This is a genomic window from Micromonospora sp. NPDC005305 (assembly GCF_040607315.1).
Taxonomy (GTDB): domain Bacteria; phylum Actinomycetota; class Actinomycetes; order Mycobacteriales; family Micromonosporaceae; genus Micromonospora.
On record NZ_JBEXGL010000005.1, the window covers coordinates 222,196 to 242,197 of the forward strand.

Sequence of the window (20,002 nt, forward strand, 5' to 3'; positions counted from 1 at the left end):
ATGACCCTCGACCTCACCGCCGAACTCGCCGCCACCCGCCTGCTGGCGGTCATCCGCGGCACCGACCCGGCCGCCGCCATCGCCACCGGCACCACCCTGCTCGCCCAGGGCGTCCGCGTGGTGGAGGTGGCCCTGACCACGCCCGGCGCGCTCGACGCCATCGCCGCGATCCGGGCCGCCGCCCCGCCCGGCTCCCTGGTCGGCGCGGGCACCGTGCTCACCCCGGCCGCCGTCGCCGACGTGGCCGCGGCCGGCGCCCAGTTCGTCGTCACCCCGGCCGTCGTCGACTCGATCGGCGAGGCCGCCCGCCGCGGGCTGCCGGTGGCCGCCGGCGCGCTCACCCCGACCGAGGCGTACGCGGCGGTCCGGGCGGGAGCCGCCGCCGTGAAGCTGTTCCCGGCCTCGCTGGGCGGGCCCGCGTACCTCAAGGCGCTGCGCGACCCGTTCCCGGACATCCCGTTCGTCGCGGTCGGCGGGGTGGGGCTGGCCGAGCTGCCCGGCTACCTCGCCGCCGGGGCGATCGCCGTGGGCGTCGGCGGCCCGCTGGTCGGTGACGCCGCCTCCGGTGGCGACCTGGACGCCCTCCGCGCCCGCGCCCGCTCCTACCTGGCCGCCGTCGCATGACCGGCGCCGGACAGCCCGGCGGCGCTTCCATGACCGGCCTGGACGTGCTCACCCTCGGCGAGGCGCTGGTCTCGCTGCGGTCGGCCGGGCCGCTCACGACCGGTGGCCCGCTCACCCCGCACCTGGCCGGCGCCGAGGCCAACGTGGCGATCGGGCTGGCCCGGCTCGGCCACCGCGCCGCCTTCGCCGGCCGGGTCAGCGACGACGAGCTGGGCGGCTTCCTGCTGCGCCAGCTCCGCGCCGAGGGCGTCGACGTGACCCACGTGGTCCGCGACCCCGAGCGCCCCGCCGGGCTCATGTTCCTGGAGCGGCGCACCGCCGACCTGACCCGGGTGCTCTACCAGCGGGCCGGCTCGGCCGGGTCGGCGCTGCGCGTCGACGACCTGCGGCCCGCCCTGGCGGCCGGCGCCCGGGTGCTGCACCTGACCGGGATCACCCCGGCGCTGTCCGCGAGCGCCCGGGAGGCCGCCGGCTGGGCGGCCGGGACCGCCGCGCGGGCCGGGACGCTGGTCTGCCTGGACGTCAACCACCGGGCGAAGCTGTGGTCCCGGGACGCCGCGCGGGCCGTGCTCACCCCGCTCGCCGGGCACGCCTCGGTCGTGGTCGCCTCGGCCGACGAACTGGACCTGGTCGGCGCGCCCGGCGCGGACGAGGAAACCGTGGTGGCCGGGCTGCTGGCGCGGGGCGTGTCGACCGTGCTCGTGAAGCTCGGCGGCGACGGCGCCCGGGCGTACACCCCCGACGGCCGCCGGGACGCGGCGGCGCTGCCCGTCACGGCGATCGACACCGTCGGCGCGGGGGACGCCTTCACGGCCGGCTACCTCTCCGGCCACCTCGACGGCCTCGACCTGGCCGGACGGCTGCGCCGCGCGGTCACCCTCGGCGCCTTCGCCGTCGCCGGAACCGGCGACTGGGAGAGCCTGCCGCGCCGGGACGAGCTGTCCCTCCTGGACTCCCGGCAAACCGGCGACATCCTTCGCTGACCCACCCCGAGAAAGGCACCCCTGTGAAGATCGTCGCAGCGGACGTGATCGTCTCCAGCCCCGACCGCAACTTCGTCACCCTCCGGATCACCACCGACGAGGGGCTCACCGGGCTGGGCGACGGCACCCTCAACGGCCGGGAACTGGCCGTCGCGTCCTACCTGGCCGACCACGTCGTCCCGCTGCTGATCGGGCGCGACCCCCACCGCATCGAGGACACCTGGCAGTTCCTGTACCGGTCGGCGTACTGGCGGCGCGGGCCGGTCACCATGGCCGCCATCGCCGCCGTCGACGTGGCGCTCTGGGACATCAAGGCCAAGGCCGCCGAGATGCCGCTCTACCAGCTCCTCGGCGGCGCCTCCCGGACCGGGATCATGGCGTACGGGCACGCGTCCGGCCGGGACCTGCCCGAGCTGTTCGACTCCATCCGCGCGCACCTGGAGCTGGGCTTCCGGTCCATCCGGGTGCAGACCGCGGTGCCCGGCATCAACGCCGTGTACGGCGTCGCCGCCCAGCCCAGCGTCGACGGCAAGCGGTACGACTACGAGCCCGCACAGCGCATCCCGCTGCCCGCCGAGGAGGACTGGGACACGCGCGCGTACCTGCGCCACCTGCCCGACGTGTTCGAGGCGGTCCGCAACGAGTTCGGCCCGGAGCTGCCGCTGCTGCACGACGGCCACCACCGGATGACCCCCATCCAGGCCGCGAAGCTGGGCAAGGCGCTCGAACCGTACGACCTGTTCTGGCTGGAGGACTGCACCCCGGCGGAGAACCAGGAGGCGCTGCGGCTGGTCCGCCAGCACACCACCACCCCGCTGGCCATCGGCGAGGTCTTCAACACGGTGTGGGACTACCAGACGCTGATCCGCGAACAGCTCATCGACTACGTCCGGTCCGCGGTCACCCACACCGGGGGCATCACCGCCATGCGCAAGCTGCTCGACTTCGCGGCCCAGTACCAGATCAAGTCCGGCATCCACGGCCCCACCGACATCTCGCCGGTCGGCATGGCCGCCGCGCTGCACCTGGACCTGGCCATCCACAACTTCGGCATCCAGGAGTACATGCAGCACGGCCCGCTCACCAACGAGGTGTTCCGGCAGTCGTTCAGCTTCGCCGACGGGTACCTGCACCCGGGCGACCAGCCCGGCCTCGGCGTGGAGCTGGACACCGAGGCGACGGCCCGCTTCCCGTACCAGCCGGCGTACCTGCCGTTCAACCGGCTCAAGGACGGCACCGTCCATGACTGGTGACCGGCCGCCCACCCGGCACGTCGTGGTGATGGGCGTGTCCGGCGCGGGCAAGACGACGGTGGCCCGGGGCATCAGCGAGCTGACCGGCCTGCGGTTCGCCGAGGCCGACGAGTTCCACCCGGCCGCCAACGTGGCGCGGATGCGCGCGGGCGTACCGCTCGACGACGTGGACCGCTGGCCCTGGTTGCGCGCCCTGGCCGGGTGGATGGCGGACCGGCACGCCGAGGGGGTCTCGACCGTGCTGACCTGCTCGGCGCTGAAGCGCGCCTACCGGGACGTGCTGCGGCAGGGGCCGGCGGACGTGGAGTTCCTGCACCTGGACGGGGCCGCCGAGCTGATCCGGGACCGGCTGGACCGGCGGGTGGGGCACTACATGCCGGCCAGCCTGCTGGACTCGCAGCGGGCCATCCTGGAGCCCCTGGGGGCGGACGAGTCCGGCGTCGTGCTGGAGGTGGCGGCGTCGCCTGACGAACTGGTCCGGGCGGCCGTCACCCGGCTGGGCCTGCCGGTGCGGGCCGCGGTCGCCGGCCCCTGACGGGCGTCCGCGGGCCGGGGGGCCGGGCCCGCCGGCCGTCGGTCAGTCGGGGAGGGCGTCCAGGTAGACCCAGCGGCCGTCCTCGCGGACGAACCGGCTGTGCTCGGTGACCGTGCCGGGCCGGCCGGCCTCCCGGTAGTGCGCCCGGAACCGGACCGTCCCCTCGGTGTCGAACAACCCGCCCCGGTCGGTGTCGAGCACCTCCAGCCGGGTCCACCGCGTCCCCGGGTCCAGCCGCAGCCGGGCCGGCCGGGTGGTGGAGTGCCAGGTACGCGACAGGTGCCGGCGTCGCCCACCGCGAAGGCGCTGTACCGGGAGCGCATCAGCGCCTCGGCGGTCGCCGCCGCGGCGACGCCCCGGTGGACCGGGCCGCAGCAGTCGGCGTACGGCAGACCGGAGCCGCACGGGCAGGGACCACCGGTGGGGTCGGCCGCGCTCCGGCGGTCACCGCGTTTCGCCACCCGGTCATTCTCGCCGACGGCTCACCGGCCGCTCGTCCGGGCCGTCCGCCGGTTGCCGAACGACTCCATGGTGGTCGCCTTCTTCGCCGGCGTGCGCGTCGCGGCGACCCGGCGGGCCTTGGCGCCGGCGGCGGTCTTCCTGGCGGTGGCCGCGCGGGCCGTGCCCTTGGCGGCCGGTGCCTTCTTCGCCGTGGTCCGCGTGGCCGGTGCCTTCTTCGCCGCAGCCGTCGTGGCGGGCGCCTTCTTGGCCGCGGCCTTCGTGGCGGGGGCCTTCTTCGCCGGGGTGGCCTTCTTCGCGGCGACGGCCTTGGCGGTGGGCCTGCGGGTGGGCGTGGCGGTGCTGGCCGAGGTGGCCTTCTTCCGCGCCACCCGCGCGGTGGTCGGGGTCGGCTTGCCGCCGGGGGTCTTGGCGGCGGTGGCGCCGGTCGCCCGCTTGCTGGCGGTCGCGACCTTCTTCGCCGCGGCCTTGTTCGGCATCGGGGCCTTGCGGGCCCCGGTGGCCTTCCTGGCGCTGCTCGGTCTGGTGGCCGCCTGGGCCATCGGTCCTCCTCGCGGGTCCGCCGCGGCCCGGACGCATGCTGCCGTCCGGCGACGTCGGGCCGGCCGGCCCGCGCGGCGCGCGTGTCTTCCCGCCGCACCGGGTGGTCAAACCCGGGAACACGCCCGGCTGGGCAGCGGGAGCGGGGGCATCGATCGGCCCAAGAACCAGGGCGTGGATTGGCTCTGCTGATGGGCCATTTCGCGGCCTACCGTCGACTCGGCAACCGACACCCGCGAAGGGACCGAGACGACGATGACCACCGCCGACATGTGGTTCGACCCGCGCTGCCCGTGGGCCTGGAACGCCTCCCGCTGGCTTCTGGAGGTGGAGCGGGTCCGCGACGTCCGGCTCCGCTTCCACGTGATGAGCCTGTCCCTGCTCAACGAGGGACGCGAGGATCTGGAGGAGTGGTACCGGGAGTGGCTGAAGCCGGGCCTCGGCCCGGTCCGGGTCTGCGTGGCGGCCGCGCAGAAGTGCGGCCCGGAGGTGCTGCGTGATCTCTACACGGCGCTGGGCGAGCGGATCCACCACGAGCGCGCCCCCATCGGCCGGGAGCTGTACGCGGCCGCGCTGACCGAGGTCGGCCTGCCCGTCGACCTGGCCGACGCCGCGGACACCGCCGAGCACGACGCGGCCCTGCTGGCCAGCCACCAGGCCGGGCTGACCCCGGTCGGCGAGGATCTCGGCACGCCGACCATCCACGTCACCGGCGCCGACGGGCGGGTGAACGCGTTCTTCGGGCCGGTGGTGGCGCCCATCCCGCGCGGGGAGGACGCCGGCCGGCTCTGGGACGGGGTGCTGCTGGTCTCCGGCACCGACGGGTTCTTCGAGTTGAAGCGGGCGCGGACCCGCCGGCCGATCGAGCGCTGAGGACGGTGGCGCCTCGGCCTGACCCAGCCCCGGCGGGTGGGGCACCCCACCCGCCGCGGCCGGTGTCTCAGACCCCGATCCGGCACCAGTCACCCCAGATCGCGAACGTCATACCCCGGCTCGCCTGGATGTTGACGAACAGGGTGTGTCCGTCCGGGCTGAAGGTGGAGCCGGCGAACTCGTCGTTGGACCGGTCCGCTCCGGTGCTGCTGACCAACCGGTTCAACGCGATGTCGAACAACTCGCCGCGCGGGGTGAGCCCGCGCACGTAGTTGTCGTCCACGTTGTCCTCGCAGACCACCAGCGTGCCGCGCGGGCTGGTGGTCACGTTGTCCGGGAAGTCCAGCACATCGGGCCCGGGCGACTCGTACACCAACCGCAGCACCTGCGCCCGGCAGTCGTACGCCCACACCTGGCCGTGCCCGTTGCCGTAGCCGTCGGCGACGGGGCCGGTCGACGTCTCCGCGGGGCCACCGCCCTGGGTGGCGGTGAAGTAGACGAAGCCGTCGTCGTACGCCGACCCCTCCAGGCGGGAGAAGTAGGCGGCGCCCCGGTCCCAGCCCTGCCGCGACACGTACGTCAGCGCCTGGTCGTTCGTCGTAGGCGCGTCCTGGCCAGGGGTGTACGGGAACCGCGGCGACGGGTCGTCGATGTCCACCCACTGCACCGGGTACGTCGCGTGCGGCCGCTGTGCCGCGGCCAGGTCCAGATTCCGGCGGCCGCGCACCGCGAGCATCTGCAGCCGGCCCCCGTCGGCCAGCCGGCCGGACCTCATCGGGTCCACCGGGGGCGTGTACCGGTAGAAGCCGGACGGGAAGCCGAAGTTGTCCTCGGTCAGGTAGAGGTGCCCGCCGCGCGGGTCGTAGGCCACCGACTCGTGCGCGAACCGGCCGGCGGCGGTGATCGGCGCCCGGTCCGACTGCCCGCCCGCGGGTACCTCGTAGATGAAGCCGTGCGGCTGGGTGAGCGGCACGTTGGAGGCGCCGGTGAAGTCCGGGCCGACGTCCGGCCCGTTGACCGTCTCCTCGCAGGTGATCCAGCTGCCCCAGGGCATCCGGCCGCCGGAGCAGTTCATCATGGTGCCGTTCAGGCTGGTCCACGAGCGCCGGACCTCGCCGTGACGGGTGACTTCGATCGTGGTGGTGCCGCCCTGCGCCATCGGGTCGTACGCCGCGGCGGCGTCGCCGAAGGCGGGGCCGGGGTTGTTCACCTCGTGGTTGCGGACCAACTGGACGGTGCCGTCCGGCCCGCGGAAGGCGCCCATGCCGTCGTGCCGGCCGGGCAGCCGCGTGCCGTCGTCCAGCGTGACCGCGAACTCGGTGTCGTGGAACGAGCGGTACTGGAAGCCGTCGGGCAGGTGCAGGCGGACCTTGCCGTCGCGCAGGTCCGGCACCGGCCCCAGGGTCGGTTCGGGCGCCGGCCGCCGGTCGGCCGCGCCGGCCTCGCCGCGTGCCGCGAACCCGATGAACGGGCCGCCGAGGACGGCGCCGCCCGCCGCGGCTGCGGCGCCGCGCAGCAGGGTGCGCCGGTGGAGATCAGGCATCGGGGGACTCCTTTGTCGCCAGGTCCGCGTCCATCGAGGCCGGGGACCGATCCTCCCAGTGATCCTCGTCACCTGATCACCGCATGGCAACCTCCGGCACGGCCGCCGGGGCGCGGTTCAGGACCGCAGCTCGGTGCGGCCGGGCTGCTCAGGACGCCGGCAGCTCCACCGGCAGCGGCACCGGCCGCTTCGCCACCCGGTCGTCGCCGGAGGAGCGCCCGCGCAGGTGCCGGCCCAGCCAGGGCAGCAGGTGCCGGCGGGCCCAGGCCAGCTCGGCGCGGACCGCCTCGTGCCGGGGCAGGCGGGCGGCCACCGGCAGCGGGTGCGACCACGAGTCGTCGTACCCGGGCAGGCCGGCCGTGTGCGCGAGCGCCGCGGCGATCCGCTCGTGGCCGGCCGTGTTGGCGTGCAGCCGGTCGTCGCTCCACAGCCGGGGATCCGAGGCCACCGCGTGCGCGCCCAGGTCGAGCAGGGTGGCGCCGGTCTCCGCGGTGGCCACCCGGACCGCCTCGTTGAGCGCCAGCACCCGGCCGCGCAGCGGGCGGGCCAGCGGCATCACGGGCGCCGGGTCGGGCAGGGTGAAGGTGAGCACCGTCGCGCCCTGGCCGACCAGCGCCCGCTGCATGGCGCGCACGTCCTCGACCACCCGGTCGGCGTCGAACGACGGTCGCAGCACGTCGTTCATGCCGGCCACCACGGTCGCCAGGTCGGGCGCCAGCTCCAGCGCCACCGGCAGCTGCTCGCTCCGGATCAGCGCGGTGGTGCGGCCGCGGATGGCGAGGTTGGCGTATTCGAGGCCGCCCTGCGCGCGGGCCACCGCGAGGGCGAACCGGTCGGCCCAGCCCCGGTAGCCGCCCGCGCCGTCCGGGTCGTCCAGGCCCTCGGTGGTGCTGTCGCCGATCGCCACGTACCGCCGCCACATCATGCGCGCCAGCCTACGAAACCCGCGGCGGGCGGGTCCGGGGACGGCGCCGGCAGGCCGCGGCCGCTAGCGTGGTGCGGGACATGAGCCCGACCCAGCGCCGCCTCGACCCGGATCAGGTCCGGCGTTACGTGGCCGCCTCCCTCGGCTCCGCGCCCGGCGTGACCGACTGCGGGCCGCTGACCGGCGGCGGGTTCGCGGCCGTCTGGTGGGTGCACCTGGACGACGGGCGGGCGGTGGTGCTCAAGGTCGGGCCGCCGCCGCACGTCCCGCTGCTGCGCTACGAGCGGGACATGATCGGGGCGGAGGCGCGCTACCTGCGGCTGGTCGCCGCGCGGGCGCCCGCTGTGCCCGTGCCGCCCCTGCTGCACCACGGCCGCGACCCGGTGCTCGGCGACTGGCTGCTCACCGGCCTGCTGCCCGGCCGCACCCTGTGGGACCTGACGCAGGCCGGCGCCGAGGTGGCCCCGGTCCGGGCCGAGTTCGGCCGCGCCCTCGCCGCCCTGCACGCCGTCACCGGCGAGCGCTACGGCTACGACGGCGGCCGGGCCGCCGCGCCCACCTGGCGCGGCGCGTACACGGCCATGCTCGACGACCTGCTGGCCGACGCGGCCGACTGGGCGGTGCCGTTGCCCGTCCCGGCGTCCCGCATCCGCGAGCTGGTCGACCGGCACGCCGACGTCCTGGACGCGGTACGCCGCCCGGCGCTGCTGCACTTCGACGGCTGGGCCGGCAACGTCCTCGCCCTCGACGGCCCCGACGGGACACCCCGACTCAGCGGGCTGGTCGACGGCGAGCGTCACCTCTGGGGCGACCCGCTGCTGGACCTCGTGTCGCCGCTGCTGTTCCGGCGCGCCGAGGACGAGCCGGACGACCCGCTCGTGTGCGCCTACCGGGCGGCCGCGCCGTTCCCGCTGGACGCCGGGGCGCGCCGCCGGCTCGGGCTCTACCGGCTGCACCTCTACCTGCTGATGACCGTGGAGATGCCCAGCCGGGGCATCACGGCCGAGTCCGACCCGTGGCGGGTGGCGCGCCTCGCCGAGCTGCTCGACGCCGAACTGTCCGACCTGGACGGGCCCTGACCGTCCTCAGAGCCAGCCGGAGCGCCGGAACAGCCGGTGCAGGGTGACCGCGGCCGTCGCCATGAGCAGCAGCGCCCCCGCGTAGCCGTAGCGCCAGCCCAGCTCCGGCATGTGCGCGAAGTTCATCCCGTAGACGCCGGCCACCGCGGTCTGCGTCGCGGCGATCGCCGCCCACGCCGCGATCTTGCGCATGTCGTTGTTCTGCTCGACGGCGAGCTGCGCCAGCCGGGACTGGAGGATCGAGTTGAGCAGCTCGTCGTACGAGCCGAGGCGGTCCACCGCCCGGGTGAGCCGGCTCTCCACGTCGGCGAACCAGCGGTGCAGCGCCGGCGGCGGGCCCTCGCCCCGCTGCTCCAGCAGCGCGCGCAGGGGCGCCTGCAACGGCAGCACCGCCCGCTTGAACTCCACCACCTCCCGCTTGAGTTGGTAGATGTGCTGGATGTCGGCGTCGCGGTCGGGGGCGAAGACGCTCTCCTCGACGCGTTCCAGGTCCCGTTCCAGGTGCCCGGCGACCTCCAGGTAGAGGTCGACCATCCGGGCGCAGACCGCGTAGGCCACCGCCCACGGTCCCTCGGCGAGCAGCCCCGGCCGGCGCTGCACGTCCTCCCGCACCGGGGTCAGCGCGCCCGTCGCGCCGTGCCGGACGGTGAGCGCGAACCGGTCGCCGAGGAACACCATCACGTCGCCGGTGTCGATCACCTCGGAGGTGGCGGTCAGCTCGGCGTGCTCCACATAGCCGGCCGTGCGCAGCACCAGCAGCGTCACGTCGCCGTGCCGCTGGACGGTGGGCCGGTGCCCGTCGGCGAGCGCCTGCGCCACGGCCAGTTCGTCCAGCCCGAAGGTCCGCCCGACCGCGGCCATCACGGCCGCGCCCGGCTCGTGCAGCCCCAGCCAGACGAACGCCCGCCGGGTGCCGCGGGCCCGGTCGTACGCGTCGGCGTAGTGCGGCCGGCCCGGCTCCCGCCGGCCGGCCACGTAGATCGCGCAGTCCACCACCGCGTCCGGGTTGGCGCGGCGCGGCGCCGGCCCGGCCGCCTCGTCGGCGCGGCCGAGCAGGCGGGTCAGGAGGCCGGGCAGCAGCCGCCCGCCCCACCGGGTCCGTGTCGCCGACCGGCCCACCGCGCACCTCCGCCCGCCGAGGAACTGACGGCCTACCGTACGGCTTGCCGGCCCCGCGGCGGTGTCCGGCCCGCGTCAGCGGGCGGCGGTGGCGAAGACCACGATGTTGTCCGGGTAGCTGCCGGTGCGCGGGTCGAACCGGCCGCCGCAGGTGATCAGCCGCAGCCGGGCTTCGGCGCCGCCGCCGTACACCCGCTCGGTGGGGAAGCGCTCCTTCGGATACGCCCCGACGCCGTCCACGGTGAACACCGCGACCCGACCGTCGGCCCGGGTGACCTCGACGGTGTCGCCGGCGCGCAGCCGGCCGAGGTCGAAGAAGACCGCCGGGCCGCGCAGTGAGTCGACGTGCCCGACCAGCACGGCGTTGCCGGCCTCGCCGGGGGTGGGGCCGCGGCGGTACCAGCCGGCGATCTCCGGATGGTCCAGCGGCGGCACCTCCAGCGCGCCGTTGGTGTCCGTGGCGACCGGGACGATGTCGGCGTCGACGCCGATGCGGGGAATGGCGACGCGGAGCGGCTCCGAGCGGGGGAGCACCGGGCCGACCGGGCCGGAGCGCTCGGCGGTCGGCGCGGCCGAGGCGCCCGGCTGGGGCGGCGGGTGCGAGGTGGTGCCGAGGCCGGCGGCGACCAGCCCGGCGCCGGTGGCGCCGGCGAGGGTGACCGCGGCGACGATGACGGCGGTGCGGGCTCTCGACGGCCCGCCCGCGGGGTGGCGCGGCGACGACAGGGTCCACCTCCGTCCGTCGTGGACGCGGTGCCCGCGCCGGTCGGACCGGCGCGGGCACCCGCTCAGGGATGGTGTGGCGGGCCGTCAGGCGACGGCGTTCGCGCGCCGGCGGCGGCGCACCAGCACGTACGTCCCGCCGGCGACCGCCGCGGCGGCCAGGGCGCCGCCCGCGACCAGCACGCCGGTGTCGCCGTCCCCGCCGCCGGCGCCGGCCTGCGCGCCGCCGATCGGGGTGACGGTGAAGCTGGCGGTGCCGCCGTTGCTGCCGTCGCCGCAGGTGGCGGTGACCGTGTACGTGCCGAGCGTGAAGCCGGCGGTGAACAGTTCGGCGCTCAGCCCGCCGCCCGCCGCGGCGGTGGTGGATCTGACGTTCTGGTCCCGGTTCGGACCGGTGACGCGGAAGAGCGCGTCACCCGCCTTCGGGTTGCACGTCGTGGTGAGCACGACGGTCCCGCCGACCGGGGTGGTGGCCGGTGAGACGGTGGTGTCCGCGAGGGCGGCGGCCGGGAGCAGCAGTGTGCCGAGGCCCACGCCGACCGCCGCCGATCCGAGAACTGTCTTTGCCTTCATCCGCGTCTTCCCTCACTTTTCGTCCGCTGTCTGCGTGGGACGTCGTTCGGGTGGCCAACTCCGTGACTAGCACCGGTGTGGCCAACACTAGGAGGGTTGCGGCGGTCACTTGGCGTAATTGAGAAATCTTCGCTGCCGTCACGTGTTCCCGGTCGCTCCCGGGTGCGACGGACATGCCCGCCCAGCACGGGCAACCGGGCGGCGCGGCTCGTCCCGGCCTGCGTGCGACGTCCCGTCCCGACGGTCCCGGCGCGTCTGTCCGGTTCGGCCCCGCCCGCGCCGCTCGGCCCCGCCTGGGGTGCCCTCAGCGGGACGGTGGTTCGGGGCGGACCAGGCCCACGTCGTAGGCGAAGACCACCGCCTGGATCCGGTCGCGCAGGCCGAGTTTGGTGAGGATGGCGGAGACGTGCGTCTTCACGGTGGCGGTGCTCAGGAACAACCGTTCGGCGATCTCCGCATTGGACAGTGCGCGCGCGGCGAGCGTCAGCACCTCCACCTCGCGGGCGGTGAGCGCGGCGAGCCGCCCCCGGTCGGCGGGCGCGCCGGGCAGCCGGTCGGCGAACCGGTCGAGCAGACGGCGGGTCACCGTGGGCGCCAGCAGCGCCTCACCCCGGGCCACCACCCGCACCGCCTCGGCCAGGTCGGCCGGGCGGGTGTCCTTGAGCAGGAAGGCGCTCGCGCCGGCGCGCAGCGCGGCGTACACGTGCTCGTCGAGGTCGAAGGTGGTGAGCATGACCACCCGCGCCGGGTTGCCGCCGGACACGAGTTCCCGGGTGGCGGCGATGCCGTCCTGCCGCGGCATCCGCACGTCCATGAGCACCACGTCGGGCCGGGTCCGGTTCGCCACCGCCACGGCCTCGACCCCGTCGGCGGCCTCGCCGACGACGGTCAGGTCGGGCCGGGCGTCGAGGACCATGGTGAGCCCGGCGCGGATCAGGTCCTGGTCGTCGGCGACCACCACGCGGACGTTCACCGGCTCACCGCCACCGGGAGCCGGGCCGCCACGCGGAACCCTCCGGCGGGCAGCGGGCCGGCCTCCAGCGTGCCGCCCAGCAGCCGGGCCCGCTCGCGCATGCCGACGATGCCCCGGCCCCCGCCCGCGCCCGGGCGGCGCGGCGGCGCCGTGCCGTCGTCGACGACCGCCAGGCTCAGCACCCCGTCGCCGTAGCGGACGCTGACGTCGGCCCGGGTGGCGTGGCTGTGCCGCAGCGCGTTGGTCAGCGACTCCTGCACGATCCGGTACGCCGACAGCTGCACCCCACCGGGCAGGTCCTCGGCGCCGGCGTCCCGGTCCATCGTCACGTCCAGGCCCACCGCCCGGACGGCGTCGGCGAGGGCGTCGAGCTGCGCCAGCCCCGGCTGCGGCCGGTCCGGATCCGCGCCGTCGTCGGCGGCCAGCGCGTGCAGCATCGCCCGCAACTCGGTGAGCGCGGACCGGGCCGCCGTGTTGATGGCGCCGAGCGCGGCGCGGGCCCGCTCCGGTTGCGCGTCGAAGACGTCCTCGGCGGCGGCGGCCTGCACGGCGATGACCGCCACGTGGTGGGCCACCACGTCGTGCAGCTCGCGGGAGATCCGTTCCCGCTCCCGGGTGAGCACCTCCCGCTGCCGGTCGCGGCGGCGGTGGAAGTGCCCCCGCTGCAGCTCGCCGAGGGCCCAGCCGAGACCCAGCGCGGTCACCGCGAACAGCAGGTCCCGCCAGCCCCCGGTGACCAGCTCCCACGGCGTCGGGAGGAGCAGCAGCCCCAGCGCGACCAGCGAGAAGCGGGGCGGGCGGAGCCGGGCGACGTACGCCATCGGCACGGTGACCAGGCCGAGCCAGCCGAGCGGAGGGCAGAGCACCTCCAACCCGACGCCGGCGAGAGCGGCCACCGCGAGCGCGTACCCCGGTCGCCGGCGGATCCACAGCAGACAGCTGGCCTGCACGGCGGCGAGGCCGACCGCGGCGGCGGTCCCGGCCGGCGAGTCCGGCGGGGTGCCCGGGGCGAGCACGACGGTCAGGGCGACGGCGAGCATCACGGTGGCGATGCCGCCGTCGAGCAGCAGCAGGAAACGGGAGTGGGGCCGGCAGGTCACGTCCCGGATGCTAGGCCGCCCACCCACCCGGATTCATCGGTCGCCAGACGGAGATCCGGGCCGGATCTGGTCCTCCGGAGGGAGGGGCGAACCGGTCCGCGGCGCGATCCGCCGGAAGCCGGTGCGGGCCTAGCGTCCCTGGTGACCGATCCCGCTGATGGAGGTACGCACCGATGGACACCACGACCACCCCCGCCGTCACCGTCGCCCGTCCGGCGCGCCGCCGCGACCGCGCCCTGGCGGTGCTCGCCGCCCCCGCCGCGACCCTGGCGGTGTGGGCCGCCGCCGTCCCCGGGGCCGGGATGGACCTGGTGGTGCGCAACGGCGGGACCGAGCAGCCGGTGACCGCCGGGGCGGTCGGGGTCAGCACCCTGCTCGCCGGCCTGGCGGGGTGGGCGCTGCTGGCCCTGCTGGAGAAGTTCGCCGCCCGGGCACGGGCCGTCTGGACGGGCGCGGCGGTGCTGGTGCTGCTGCTGTCGCTCCTCGGCCCGGTGGGCGGGGGAGTGGGCACCGGGGCGACGCTGACCCTGGTCGCCCTGCACCTGGTGGCCGCCGCCGTGCTCGTCCCGCTGCTGCCGCGCACAGCCCGCGGGTGACGGCGCCGGTCGGGGCTGTCGCGACGGGGGTGGGCAGCTCCGACCCGGCCTTCCCCCGTCCAGCGGCTCGGCGGGCCCGGCCGATGCCCGGGCCGGCTGGTCGGACGGACCGGGCGGGCTGGTCGGACGGACGGACCGGGCGGGCTCAGCCGGCCGGGACCGGCTCCGGCAGCGGCTCGCCGGTCTCCAGCAGGCTCTTGAGGCTGGCCAGCAGCTCCGGCCAGCCGCCGCTGCCGTCGAGCTGGCCGCTGATGGCCCGGTGCATCTCGCTGTCCGGCGAGAAGTCGTCATGGGTCACCGTCAGCCGCACCGTCTCGCCGTGCGGGGTGAGGTCGAAGGTGACCGTCGAGCGGCGCTCGCCGAGCCGGACGGCCAACTCCTCGTCGGACCAGCCGAAGTGCGCGGCGTGCTCGGGCTGGAAGCCGTGCCAGGTGTACGCGAGCCGCCGGTGGGGCTCGGCCTCCAGCACCCGCTGCCCGAGGTCCTTCGGCTCGGCGTCGGGGGCGTCCTGCCAGAGCAGGGGCGAGCCTGGCCGCCAGTCGGAGACCAGGGTGACGCCGCCCCAGTAGCGGCGGGTGAACTCGGGCGCGGTGAGCGCCGTCCAGAGCCGCTCCGGTGTGGTGCGGATGTAGGTGGTGTAGACGAACGTCGGGCCTGCCATGGGCTGCCCCTCCAATGCTCTCTGCAGGTCGGCGAGGGCCTGTGCCCGGGCCCGGTCGTACCGGCCGATCCACCGGTCGGCGACGGCGTTGATCGGGGCGGTGTTGAGGTGGTGCAGCTTCTCCCGCCCGCGTCGCGTGGTGGTGACGAGGCCGGCCGCCTCCAGCACCGCGAGGTGCTTGCTCACCGACTGTCGGGTCATCTCGAGCCCGGCGCTCAGCTCGCGCAGGCTCTGTCCGTTGCGGACGTTGAGACGGTCGAGCAGCCGGCGGCGGCTGGCGTCGGCCAGTGCCCGGAACACCTCGTCCACTCGTCCTCCGTCCGGAACAGGCAACCCCGCGGCTGCCTGTTCCAAGGATAAGCAGCCGCGCGGTTGCCTGTCCAGCCCATGCCGGTTCCCGCGAAGCTAGCCTCCTAGGATGGTCTAGGCGGTGTGCGGGTCGGCACGACGGAGAAAGCCCACGCGGGTGGAGCGGAACGGGTGGCGCTAGGGGAGGAGGCCGGCGCGGCGGGCGGCCACCACGACCTCCAGCCGGGTGTGCGCGCCGAGCTTGCGCATGGCCGAGCGCAGGTAGCTCTTCACCGTCTCGGGGCGCAGCCCGAGCTGCCCGGCCACGTCCGCGTTCGTGCAGCCCAGGGCGATGCAGGCCAGGACGTCGGTCTCCCGGGGCGACAGGGCCACGGCGGCCGGCGGTCCGGGGCGGCGCGCCGCGCCGGCGAGCCGGTCGGCGACGGCGTCGAGGCGGTCGCGCAGCTCGGGGTCGGCGATCCGGGTCAGCAGGCCGCGCAGCTCGGCGTGCGCCTGGCGGACCTGCTCCCACTCCGGCCCGATCGGGTCCGGGTGGGGCGGCACGGTCGGCAGGGCGGCCAGCGCCGTCCGGGCGGCGTCCCGGTCCGCGAGGCGGTGTTCCAGGTCCCGCCCGGCGTCGACGGCGGCGGAGACCAGGCGGTCGCCGAGGGGCAGGCGCTGGCGTACCGCGCCGTAGAGGACCGCGCGGACCTCGCGGCGCACCACCACCGGCACGGCGAGCACCGAGCGCAGCCCCTCGACCGAGACGGGGGCGTCGTACTCGTGGCTGATCGAGCGGGCCGCCGGGTAGTCGTCGACCCGCAGCGGCAGCCCGAGGGCGAGCGCCTTGCCGCCGAGGCCGGCACCGGCGTGGATGGCGAGGCCGCGCAGCGCGGTCGTGCTGGTGCCGGTCAGCTCGGTAATGGTCATCCGGGGCGGGCCGCCCGGCGCGACCAGCCCGCCGAAGGCGACCGGCAGGTCGGTGCGGCGGCGCAGGGTCAGCAGGCCGCGCCGGACCTCGTCGGCGTCGTCGCGCGGGTAGAGCGTCACCACCTGGCCACCTCATCGCCGACCACCCCCGTCCGGGGGTGGTGAGACCTGCGTCACCCGATCGAGGATCAGCGTACTGCGCGCGGCGCCGTCCCCCTCCCGGCCGCGCGCCCGGGACAGGAAGGACACCCCCATGGCCACCGCCGGCACCCAGGCCTTCCGCGAGGCGCGCGACTTCCTGCTCGCGCACCGGACGGACCACGAGATTGCGTACGAGAAGTTCCGCTGGCCCCGGCTGGACGAGTTCAACTGGGCGCTGGACTGGTTCGACGTGCTCGCCGAGGGCAACGACGACACCGCGCTGCGGATCGTCGAGGCGGGCGGCGGCGAGGGAAGCTGGTCGTACGCCGAGCTGTCCCGCCGCTCGAACCGGGTGGCGAACTGGCTGCGCGCCCGCGGCGTACGGGCCGGGGACCGGCTCATCCTCATGCTCGGCAACCAACTCGAACTCTGGGAGACCATCCTCGCCGCGATCAAGCTGCGCGCGGTGATCATCCCCGCCACGCCGCTGCTCGGTCCGGCCGACCTCGCCGACCGCCTGGCGCGCGGCGCGGCCCGGCACGTGGTGGTCGGGGCGGAGCACGCCGGCAAGTTCGCCGAGGTGGCCGGCGACTACACCCGGATCGGGGTCGGCGCCCCGGTCGACGGCTGGCACGACTACGCCGACGCGTACGGCGCGGACGAGGTGTTCACCCCGGACGGGCCGACCCGGGCCTGCGACCCGCTGCTGCTCTACTTCACCTCCGGCACCACGGCCCGGCCGAAGCTGGTGGAGCACACCCACGCCTCGTACCCGGTGGGGCACCTGTCCACCATGTACTGGATCGGGCTGCGCCCCGGCGACGTGCACCTCAACATCTCCTCGCCCGGCTGGGCGAAGCACGCGTGGAGCAATGTGTTCGCGCCGTGGAACGCCGGCGCCACGGTGTTCGTCTACAACTCCGCGCGCTTCGACCCGGCCGGGCTGATGGCCGCCATGGACCGGTGCGGGGTGACCAGCTTCTGCGCGCCGCCGACGGTGTGGCGGATGCTGATCCAGGCCGACCTGACCCAGCTCGCCCGCCCGCCGCGCAGCGTGGTCGGCGCGGGGGAGCCGCTGAACCCCGAGGTGATCGAGCAGGTCCAGGCGGCCTGGGGGGTCACCGTCCGAGACGGGTACGGGCAGACCGAGACCACCGCGCAGATCGGCAACCCGCCCGGCGCGCCGGTGAAGCCGGGCTCGATGGGGCGTCCGCTGCCCGGCTACGTGGTGCGTCTGGTCGACCCGGTCACCGGGGAGGTGGGCGACGACGGGGAGGTCTGCCTGGACCTGGCGCACCGGCCGACCGCGCTCATGGTCGGCTACCACGGCGACGAGGAGTTGACCGCCGACGCGATGCGCGACGGCTGGTACCACACCGGTGACATCGCCTCCCGGGACGCCGACGGCTACCTCACCTACGTGGGGCGCACCGACGACGTGTTCAAGGCGTCGGACTACCGGGTGTCGCCGTTCGAGCTGGAGAGCGTGCTGCTGGAGCACGAGGCGGTGGCCGAGGCGGCCGTGGTGCCGTCGCCGGACCCGGTGCGGCTGGCCGTGCCGAAGGCGTACGTGGTGCTCGCGCCCGGCTGGGCGCCGGGGCCGGAGACCGCGGCGGCGCTGTTCGCGCACTCGCGGGACCGGCTGGCCCCCTACCTGCGGGTGCGGCGGTTGGAGTTCGCCGACCTGCCGAAGACCATCTCCGGCAAGATCCGCCGGACCGAGCTGCGGGCCGCCGAGCGGGACAAGCACGGTGACGCGGAGGCGCGGCCGGAAGGCGAGTACCGGGAGGAGGACTTCCGATGAGCCTGCCGTCCTACGCGAGCGGGATCTCCGACGCGCCGCTGCTCGGCGACACCATCGGCGCGAACCTGGCCCGCGCCGTGGAGGCGTACCCGGACCGGGAGGCCCTGGTCGACTGCCCGAGCGGCCGGCGCTGGACATACGCCGAACTCGGTCGCGCGGTGGGTGACCTGGCGCGCGGCCTGCTGGCGGCGGGGGTGGCCAAGGGGGACCGGGTCGGCATCTGGGCGCCGAACTGCGCGGAGTGGGTCCGCGTGCAGTACGCCACCGCCGCGATCGGCGCGATCATGGTGAACATCAACCCGGCCTACCGGCGGCACGAGCTGGAGTACGTGCTGAACCAGTCGGGGGTGAGCCTGCTGGTCTCCTCGCCCGGCTACCGGAGCAGCGACTACCGGGGGATGGTCGCCGATGTCCGCGGCGCCTGCCCGGCGCTGGGCAGGGTGGTCTTTCTCGGCGAGTCGAGCTGGGACGACCTGGTGGCCGGCGGGGCGGCGGTGCCGGTCGAGCGGCTGGCCGCGCGCGCGGCGGAGCTGAGCTGCGACGACCCGATCAACATCCAGTACACGTCGGGGACCACGGGGTTCCCGAAGGGCGCGACGCTGTCGCACCACAACATCCTCAACAACGGCTACTTCGTGGGCGAGCTGGTCCGCTACACCGAGCGGGACCGGATCTGCCTGCCGGTGCCGTTCTACCACTGCTTCGGCATGGTGATGGGCAACCTGGCGGCCGCCAGCCACGGCGCCTGCGTGATCATCCCGGCGCCGACCTTCGACCCGGCCGCGACGCTGCGCGCGGTCGCCGCCGAGCGGGCCACCGCGCTCTACGGGGTGCCGACCATGTTCATCGCCGAGCTGGCCCTGCCCGACTTCGCGGACTACGACCTGTCCAGCCTGCGTACCGGCATCATGGCCGGCTCACCGTGTCCGGTCGAGGTGATGAAGCGGGTCATCGACGGGATGCATATGGCCGAGGTGGCGATCTGCTACGGCATGACCGAGACGTCGCCGGTGTCCACCCAGACCCGGGGAGACGACGACCTGGACCGGCGGACCGCCACGGTGGGGCGGGTGCTGCCGCACGTCGAGGTGAAGGTGGTCGACCCGGCGACCGGGGTGACCGTGCCGCGCGGCGAGCCGGGGGAGCTGTGCACCCGGGGCTACTCGGTGATGCTCGGCTACTGGGACGAGCCGGAGAAGACCGCCGAGGCCATCGACCCGGCGCGCTGGATGCACACCGGCGACCTGGCGGTGATGCGCGACGACGGCTACCTGACCATCGTGGGCCGGATCAAGGACATGATCATCCGGGGTGGGGAGAACATCTACCCGCGTGAGATCGAGGAGTTCCTCTACCGGCATCCGAAGATCTCCGACGTGCAGGTGGTCGGCGTCCCCGACGAGCGCTACGGGGAGGAGATCCTGGCCTGCGTGATCCTGCGCGACGGGCACGACACGCTCACCGTCGAGGAGGTGGCCGAGTTCTGCCGGGACCGGCTGGCGCACTACAAGATCCCGCGGCACGTGCGGGTGATGGACGCCTTCCCCATGACGGTCAGCGGCAAGGTGCGCAAGGTCGAGCTGCGCCACGCGGGCCCCGCCTGACCGTCACTCCCGGTGCGGCCCTGATCCTGAGGCTTATCCTGAGCGATCTTCTTCGGGGAGGTCGGCGTGGGGCACGTGTTCGTCAGGCTGGCCGGGCATGGCACCCGGCTGGTCCCGTACTGGCCGTACCGGTTCACCGGGTCCGCCGGGTCGTCGACGGTCCAGGTCACCGTCGTCGGCGACGGAGGTGAGCGGCGGGCGGTCGTCGCGCCCGGCGCCGCGTCGGTGCCCGGCGTGGTGGACGTCGACGCCGGCCCGGACGGGGACTGGCGGCTGGAGATGGGGCCGTTCAGCCTCTGGTGGCCGGCGGGCTTCGCCGTGGAGTCGCCCACCGAACCAGGGGACGGGACGCCGTGCTACCTGCTCGGCCCGGACCAGGCGATGATCTTCCCGCAGGGGCCGGTGCCGCTGGCCCGACTGGCCGGGCCGGATGCCCTGGTTGCCCCGGGGCAGCGGGTCGTCCACCGGCGGGTGCTGGAGGACGACATCGACGTGGTGGAACTCGCGTACGCACGACGGCGCCGCCTGGTGGCAGGCGCACTGGATCATCCCGGTCGGGCGCGACCTCGCGCTGGTCCTCACCGGACAGGCCCCGGAGGGGGCCGGCGCGGCGGTCCGGACCGGCGGCGACCGGATGGCCGTCACCGTGACCGGCGTCCGCCACCCTGACGGTCGT

General features: G+C 75.3%; 20 protein-coding genes and 1 pseudogene. 10 read left to right on the forward strand and 11 right to left on the reverse strand.

The window, feature by feature from the left end:
- From ABZS80_RS11280 to ABZS80_RS11295, 4 genes are read left to right on the forward strand one after another with little or no spacing between them, the layout of a single operon-like run.
- Window positions 1-624 carry a bifunctional 4-hydroxy-2-oxoglutarate aldolase/2-dehydro-3-deoxy-phosphogluconate aldolase gene (locus ABZS80_RS11280; RefSeq protein ID WP_355055602.1) on the forward strand — a complete coding sequence of 208 codons (624 nt, stop codon included), beginning with the start codon at window positions 1-3 and terminating at the stop codon, window positions 622-624.
- Between the two features lie 29 nt (window positions 625-653).
- Window positions 654-1,607: a sugar kinase gene (locus ABZS80_RS11285; RefSeq protein WP_355055603.1), complete on the forward strand. Its 954-nt coding sequence runs from the start codon at window positions 654-656 to the stop codon at window positions 1,605-1,607.
- A gap of 23 nt (window positions 1,608-1,630) precedes the next feature.
- Window positions 1,631-2,860, forward strand: a complete 1,230-nt coding sequence (gene manD / locus ABZS80_RS11290) for a D-mannonate dehydratase ManD (protein WP_355055604.1) — start codon at window positions 1,631-1,633, stop codon at window positions 2,858-2,860.
- Complete coding sequence (locus ABZS80_RS11295) at window positions 2,850-3,395, forward strand: gluconokinase (protein WP_355055605.1); 546 nt, start codon at window positions 2,850-2,852, stop codon at window positions 3,393-3,395. Before manD ends, ABZS80_RS11295 begins: the two co-directional genes overlap by 11 nt.
- A 42-nt stretch (window positions 3,396-3,437) precedes the next feature.
- Here ABZS80_RS11295 and ABZS80_RS11300 read toward each other — a convergent pair.
- Window positions 3,438-3,856: pseudogene (locus ABZS80_RS11300) on the reverse strand (YchJ family metal-binding protein).
- Between the two features lie 21 nt (window positions 3,857-3,877).
- Complete coding sequence (locus ABZS80_RS11305) at window positions 3,878-4,396, reverse strand: hypothetical protein (RefSeq protein ID WP_355055606.1); 519 nt, start codon at window positions 4,394-4,396, stop codon at window positions 3,878-3,880.
- A 253-nt stretch (window positions 4,397-4,649) separates the two neighbouring features.
- Between ABZS80_RS11305 and ABZS80_RS11310 the strand changes: the two genes are divergently transcribed.
- A complete protein-coding gene (locus tag ABZS80_RS11310; RefSeq protein ID WP_355055607.1) occupies window positions 4,650-5,267 on the forward strand; it encodes a DsbA family protein in 618 nt (205 codons plus the stop codon).
- 67 nt (window positions 5,268-5,334) lie between these two features.
- On the opposite strand, the gene ABZS80_RS11315 is transcribed toward ABZS80_RS11310, so the two are convergent.
- The gene (locus tag ABZS80_RS11315; protein WP_355055608.1) at window positions 5,335-6,810 is read right to left on the reverse strand and encodes an alkaline phosphatase PhoX; all 1,476 of its coding nucleotides are present in this window, start codon (window positions 6,808-6,810) and stop codon (window positions 5,335-5,337) included.
- A gap of 148 nt (window positions 6,811-6,958) precedes the next feature.
- Window positions 6,959-7,735 (reverse strand): SGNH/GDSL hydrolase family protein, encoded by a 777-nt coding sequence (locus ABZS80_RS11320; RefSeq protein ID WP_355055609.1) that lies wholly within the window; start codon window positions 7,733-7,735, stop codon window positions 6,959-6,961.
- An 80-nt stretch (window positions 7,736-7,815) separates the two neighbouring features.
- Here ABZS80_RS11320 and ABZS80_RS11325 point away from each other — a divergent pair, with 80 nt between their 5' ends.
- Window positions 7,816-8,814 carry a phosphotransferase gene (locus tag ABZS80_RS11325; protein ID WP_355055610.1) on the forward strand — a complete coding sequence of 333 codons (999 nt, stop codon included), beginning with the start codon at window positions 7,816-7,818 and terminating at the stop codon, window positions 8,812-8,814.
- A 6-nt stretch (window positions 8,815-8,820) separates the two neighbouring features.
- Here the strand turns inward: ABZS80_RS11325 and ABZS80_RS11330 are convergent, their stop codons facing one another.
- The 5 genes from ABZS80_RS11330 to ABZS80_RS11350 form a co-directional block, all read right to left on the reverse strand.
- Window positions 8,821-9,933: a magnesium and cobalt transport protein CorA gene (locus ABZS80_RS11330; RefSeq protein ID WP_355055611.1), complete on the reverse strand. Its 1,113-nt coding sequence runs from the start codon at window positions 9,931-9,933 to the stop codon at window positions 8,821-8,823.
- A gap of 75 nt (window positions 9,934-10,008) precedes the next feature.
- Entirely contained in the window at window positions 10,009-10,659 is a 651-nt protein-coding gene (locus tag ABZS80_RS11335; protein ID WP_355055739.1) for a class F sortase, read from the reverse strand.
- Window positions 10,660-10,743: 84 nt separating this feature from the next.
- Window positions 10,744-11,229 carry a hypothetical protein gene (locus ABZS80_RS11340; RefSeq protein ID WP_355055612.1) on the reverse strand — a complete coding sequence of 162 codons (486 nt, stop codon included), beginning with the start codon at window positions 11,227-11,229 and terminating at the stop codon, window positions 10,744-10,746.
- A gap of 304 nt (window positions 11,230-11,533) precedes the next feature.
- Entirely contained in the window at window positions 11,534-12,202 is a 669-nt protein-coding gene (locus ABZS80_RS11345; protein WP_355055613.1) for a response regulator transcription factor, read from the reverse strand.
- Complete coding sequence (locus ABZS80_RS11350) at window positions 12,199-13,302, reverse strand: histidine kinase (RefSeq protein ID WP_355055614.1); 1,104 nt, start codon at window positions 13,300-13,302, stop codon at window positions 12,199-12,201. Before ABZS80_RS11350 ends, ABZS80_RS11345 begins: the two co-directional genes overlap by 4 nt.
- A 173-nt stretch (window positions 13,303-13,475) precedes the next feature.
- Between ABZS80_RS11350 and ABZS80_RS11355 the strand changes: the two genes are divergently transcribed.
- On the forward strand, window positions 13,476-13,898 hold the full coding sequence (locus ABZS80_RS11355) for a DUF6069 family protein (RefSeq protein ID WP_355055615.1): 423 nt from the start codon (window positions 13,476-13,478) through the stop codon (window positions 13,896-13,898).
- A gap of 145 nt (window positions 13,899-14,043) precedes the next feature.
- Here the strand turns inward: ABZS80_RS11355 and ABZS80_RS11360 are convergent, their stop codons facing one another.
- The gene (locus ABZS80_RS11360) at window positions 14,044-14,868 is read right to left on the reverse strand and encodes a metalloregulator ArsR/SmtB family transcription factor (RefSeq protein ID WP_355055616.1); all 825 of its coding nucleotides are present in this window, start codon (window positions 14,866-14,868) and stop codon (window positions 14,044-14,046) included.
- 177 nt (window positions 14,869-15,045) lie between these two features.
- A complete protein-coding gene (locus ABZS80_RS11365; RefSeq protein ID WP_355055617.1) occupies window positions 15,046-15,900 on the reverse strand; it encodes a helix-turn-helix transcriptional regulator in 855 nt (284 codons plus the stop codon).
- 130 nt (window positions 15,901-16,030) lie between these two features.
- Between ABZS80_RS11365 and ABZS80_RS11370 the strand changes: the two genes are divergently transcribed.
- The 3 genes from ABZS80_RS11370 to ABZS80_RS11380 all read left to right on the forward strand — a co-directional run bounded on the left by ABZS80_RS11370 (window position 16,031) and on the right by ABZS80_RS11380 (window position 19,995).
- The gene (locus ABZS80_RS11370) at window positions 16,031-17,722 is read left to right on the forward strand and encodes an AMP-binding protein (protein WP_355055618.1); all 1,692 of its coding nucleotides are present in this window, start codon (window positions 16,031-16,033) and stop codon (window positions 17,720-17,722) included.
- The gene (locus ABZS80_RS11375; protein ID WP_355055619.1) at window positions 17,719-19,326 is read left to right on the forward strand and encodes an AMP-binding protein; all 1,608 of its coding nucleotides are present in this window, start codon (window positions 17,719-17,721) and stop codon (window positions 19,324-19,326) included. Before ABZS80_RS11370 ends, ABZS80_RS11375 begins: the two co-directional genes overlap by 4 nt.
- Window positions 19,327-19,392: 66 nt before the next feature.
- Entirely contained in the window at window positions 19,393-19,995 is a 603-nt protein-coding gene (locus tag ABZS80_RS11380; protein ID WP_355055620.1) for a hypothetical protein, read from the forward strand.
- The last annotated feature ends 7 nt before the right edge of the window (window positions 19,996-20,002 follow it).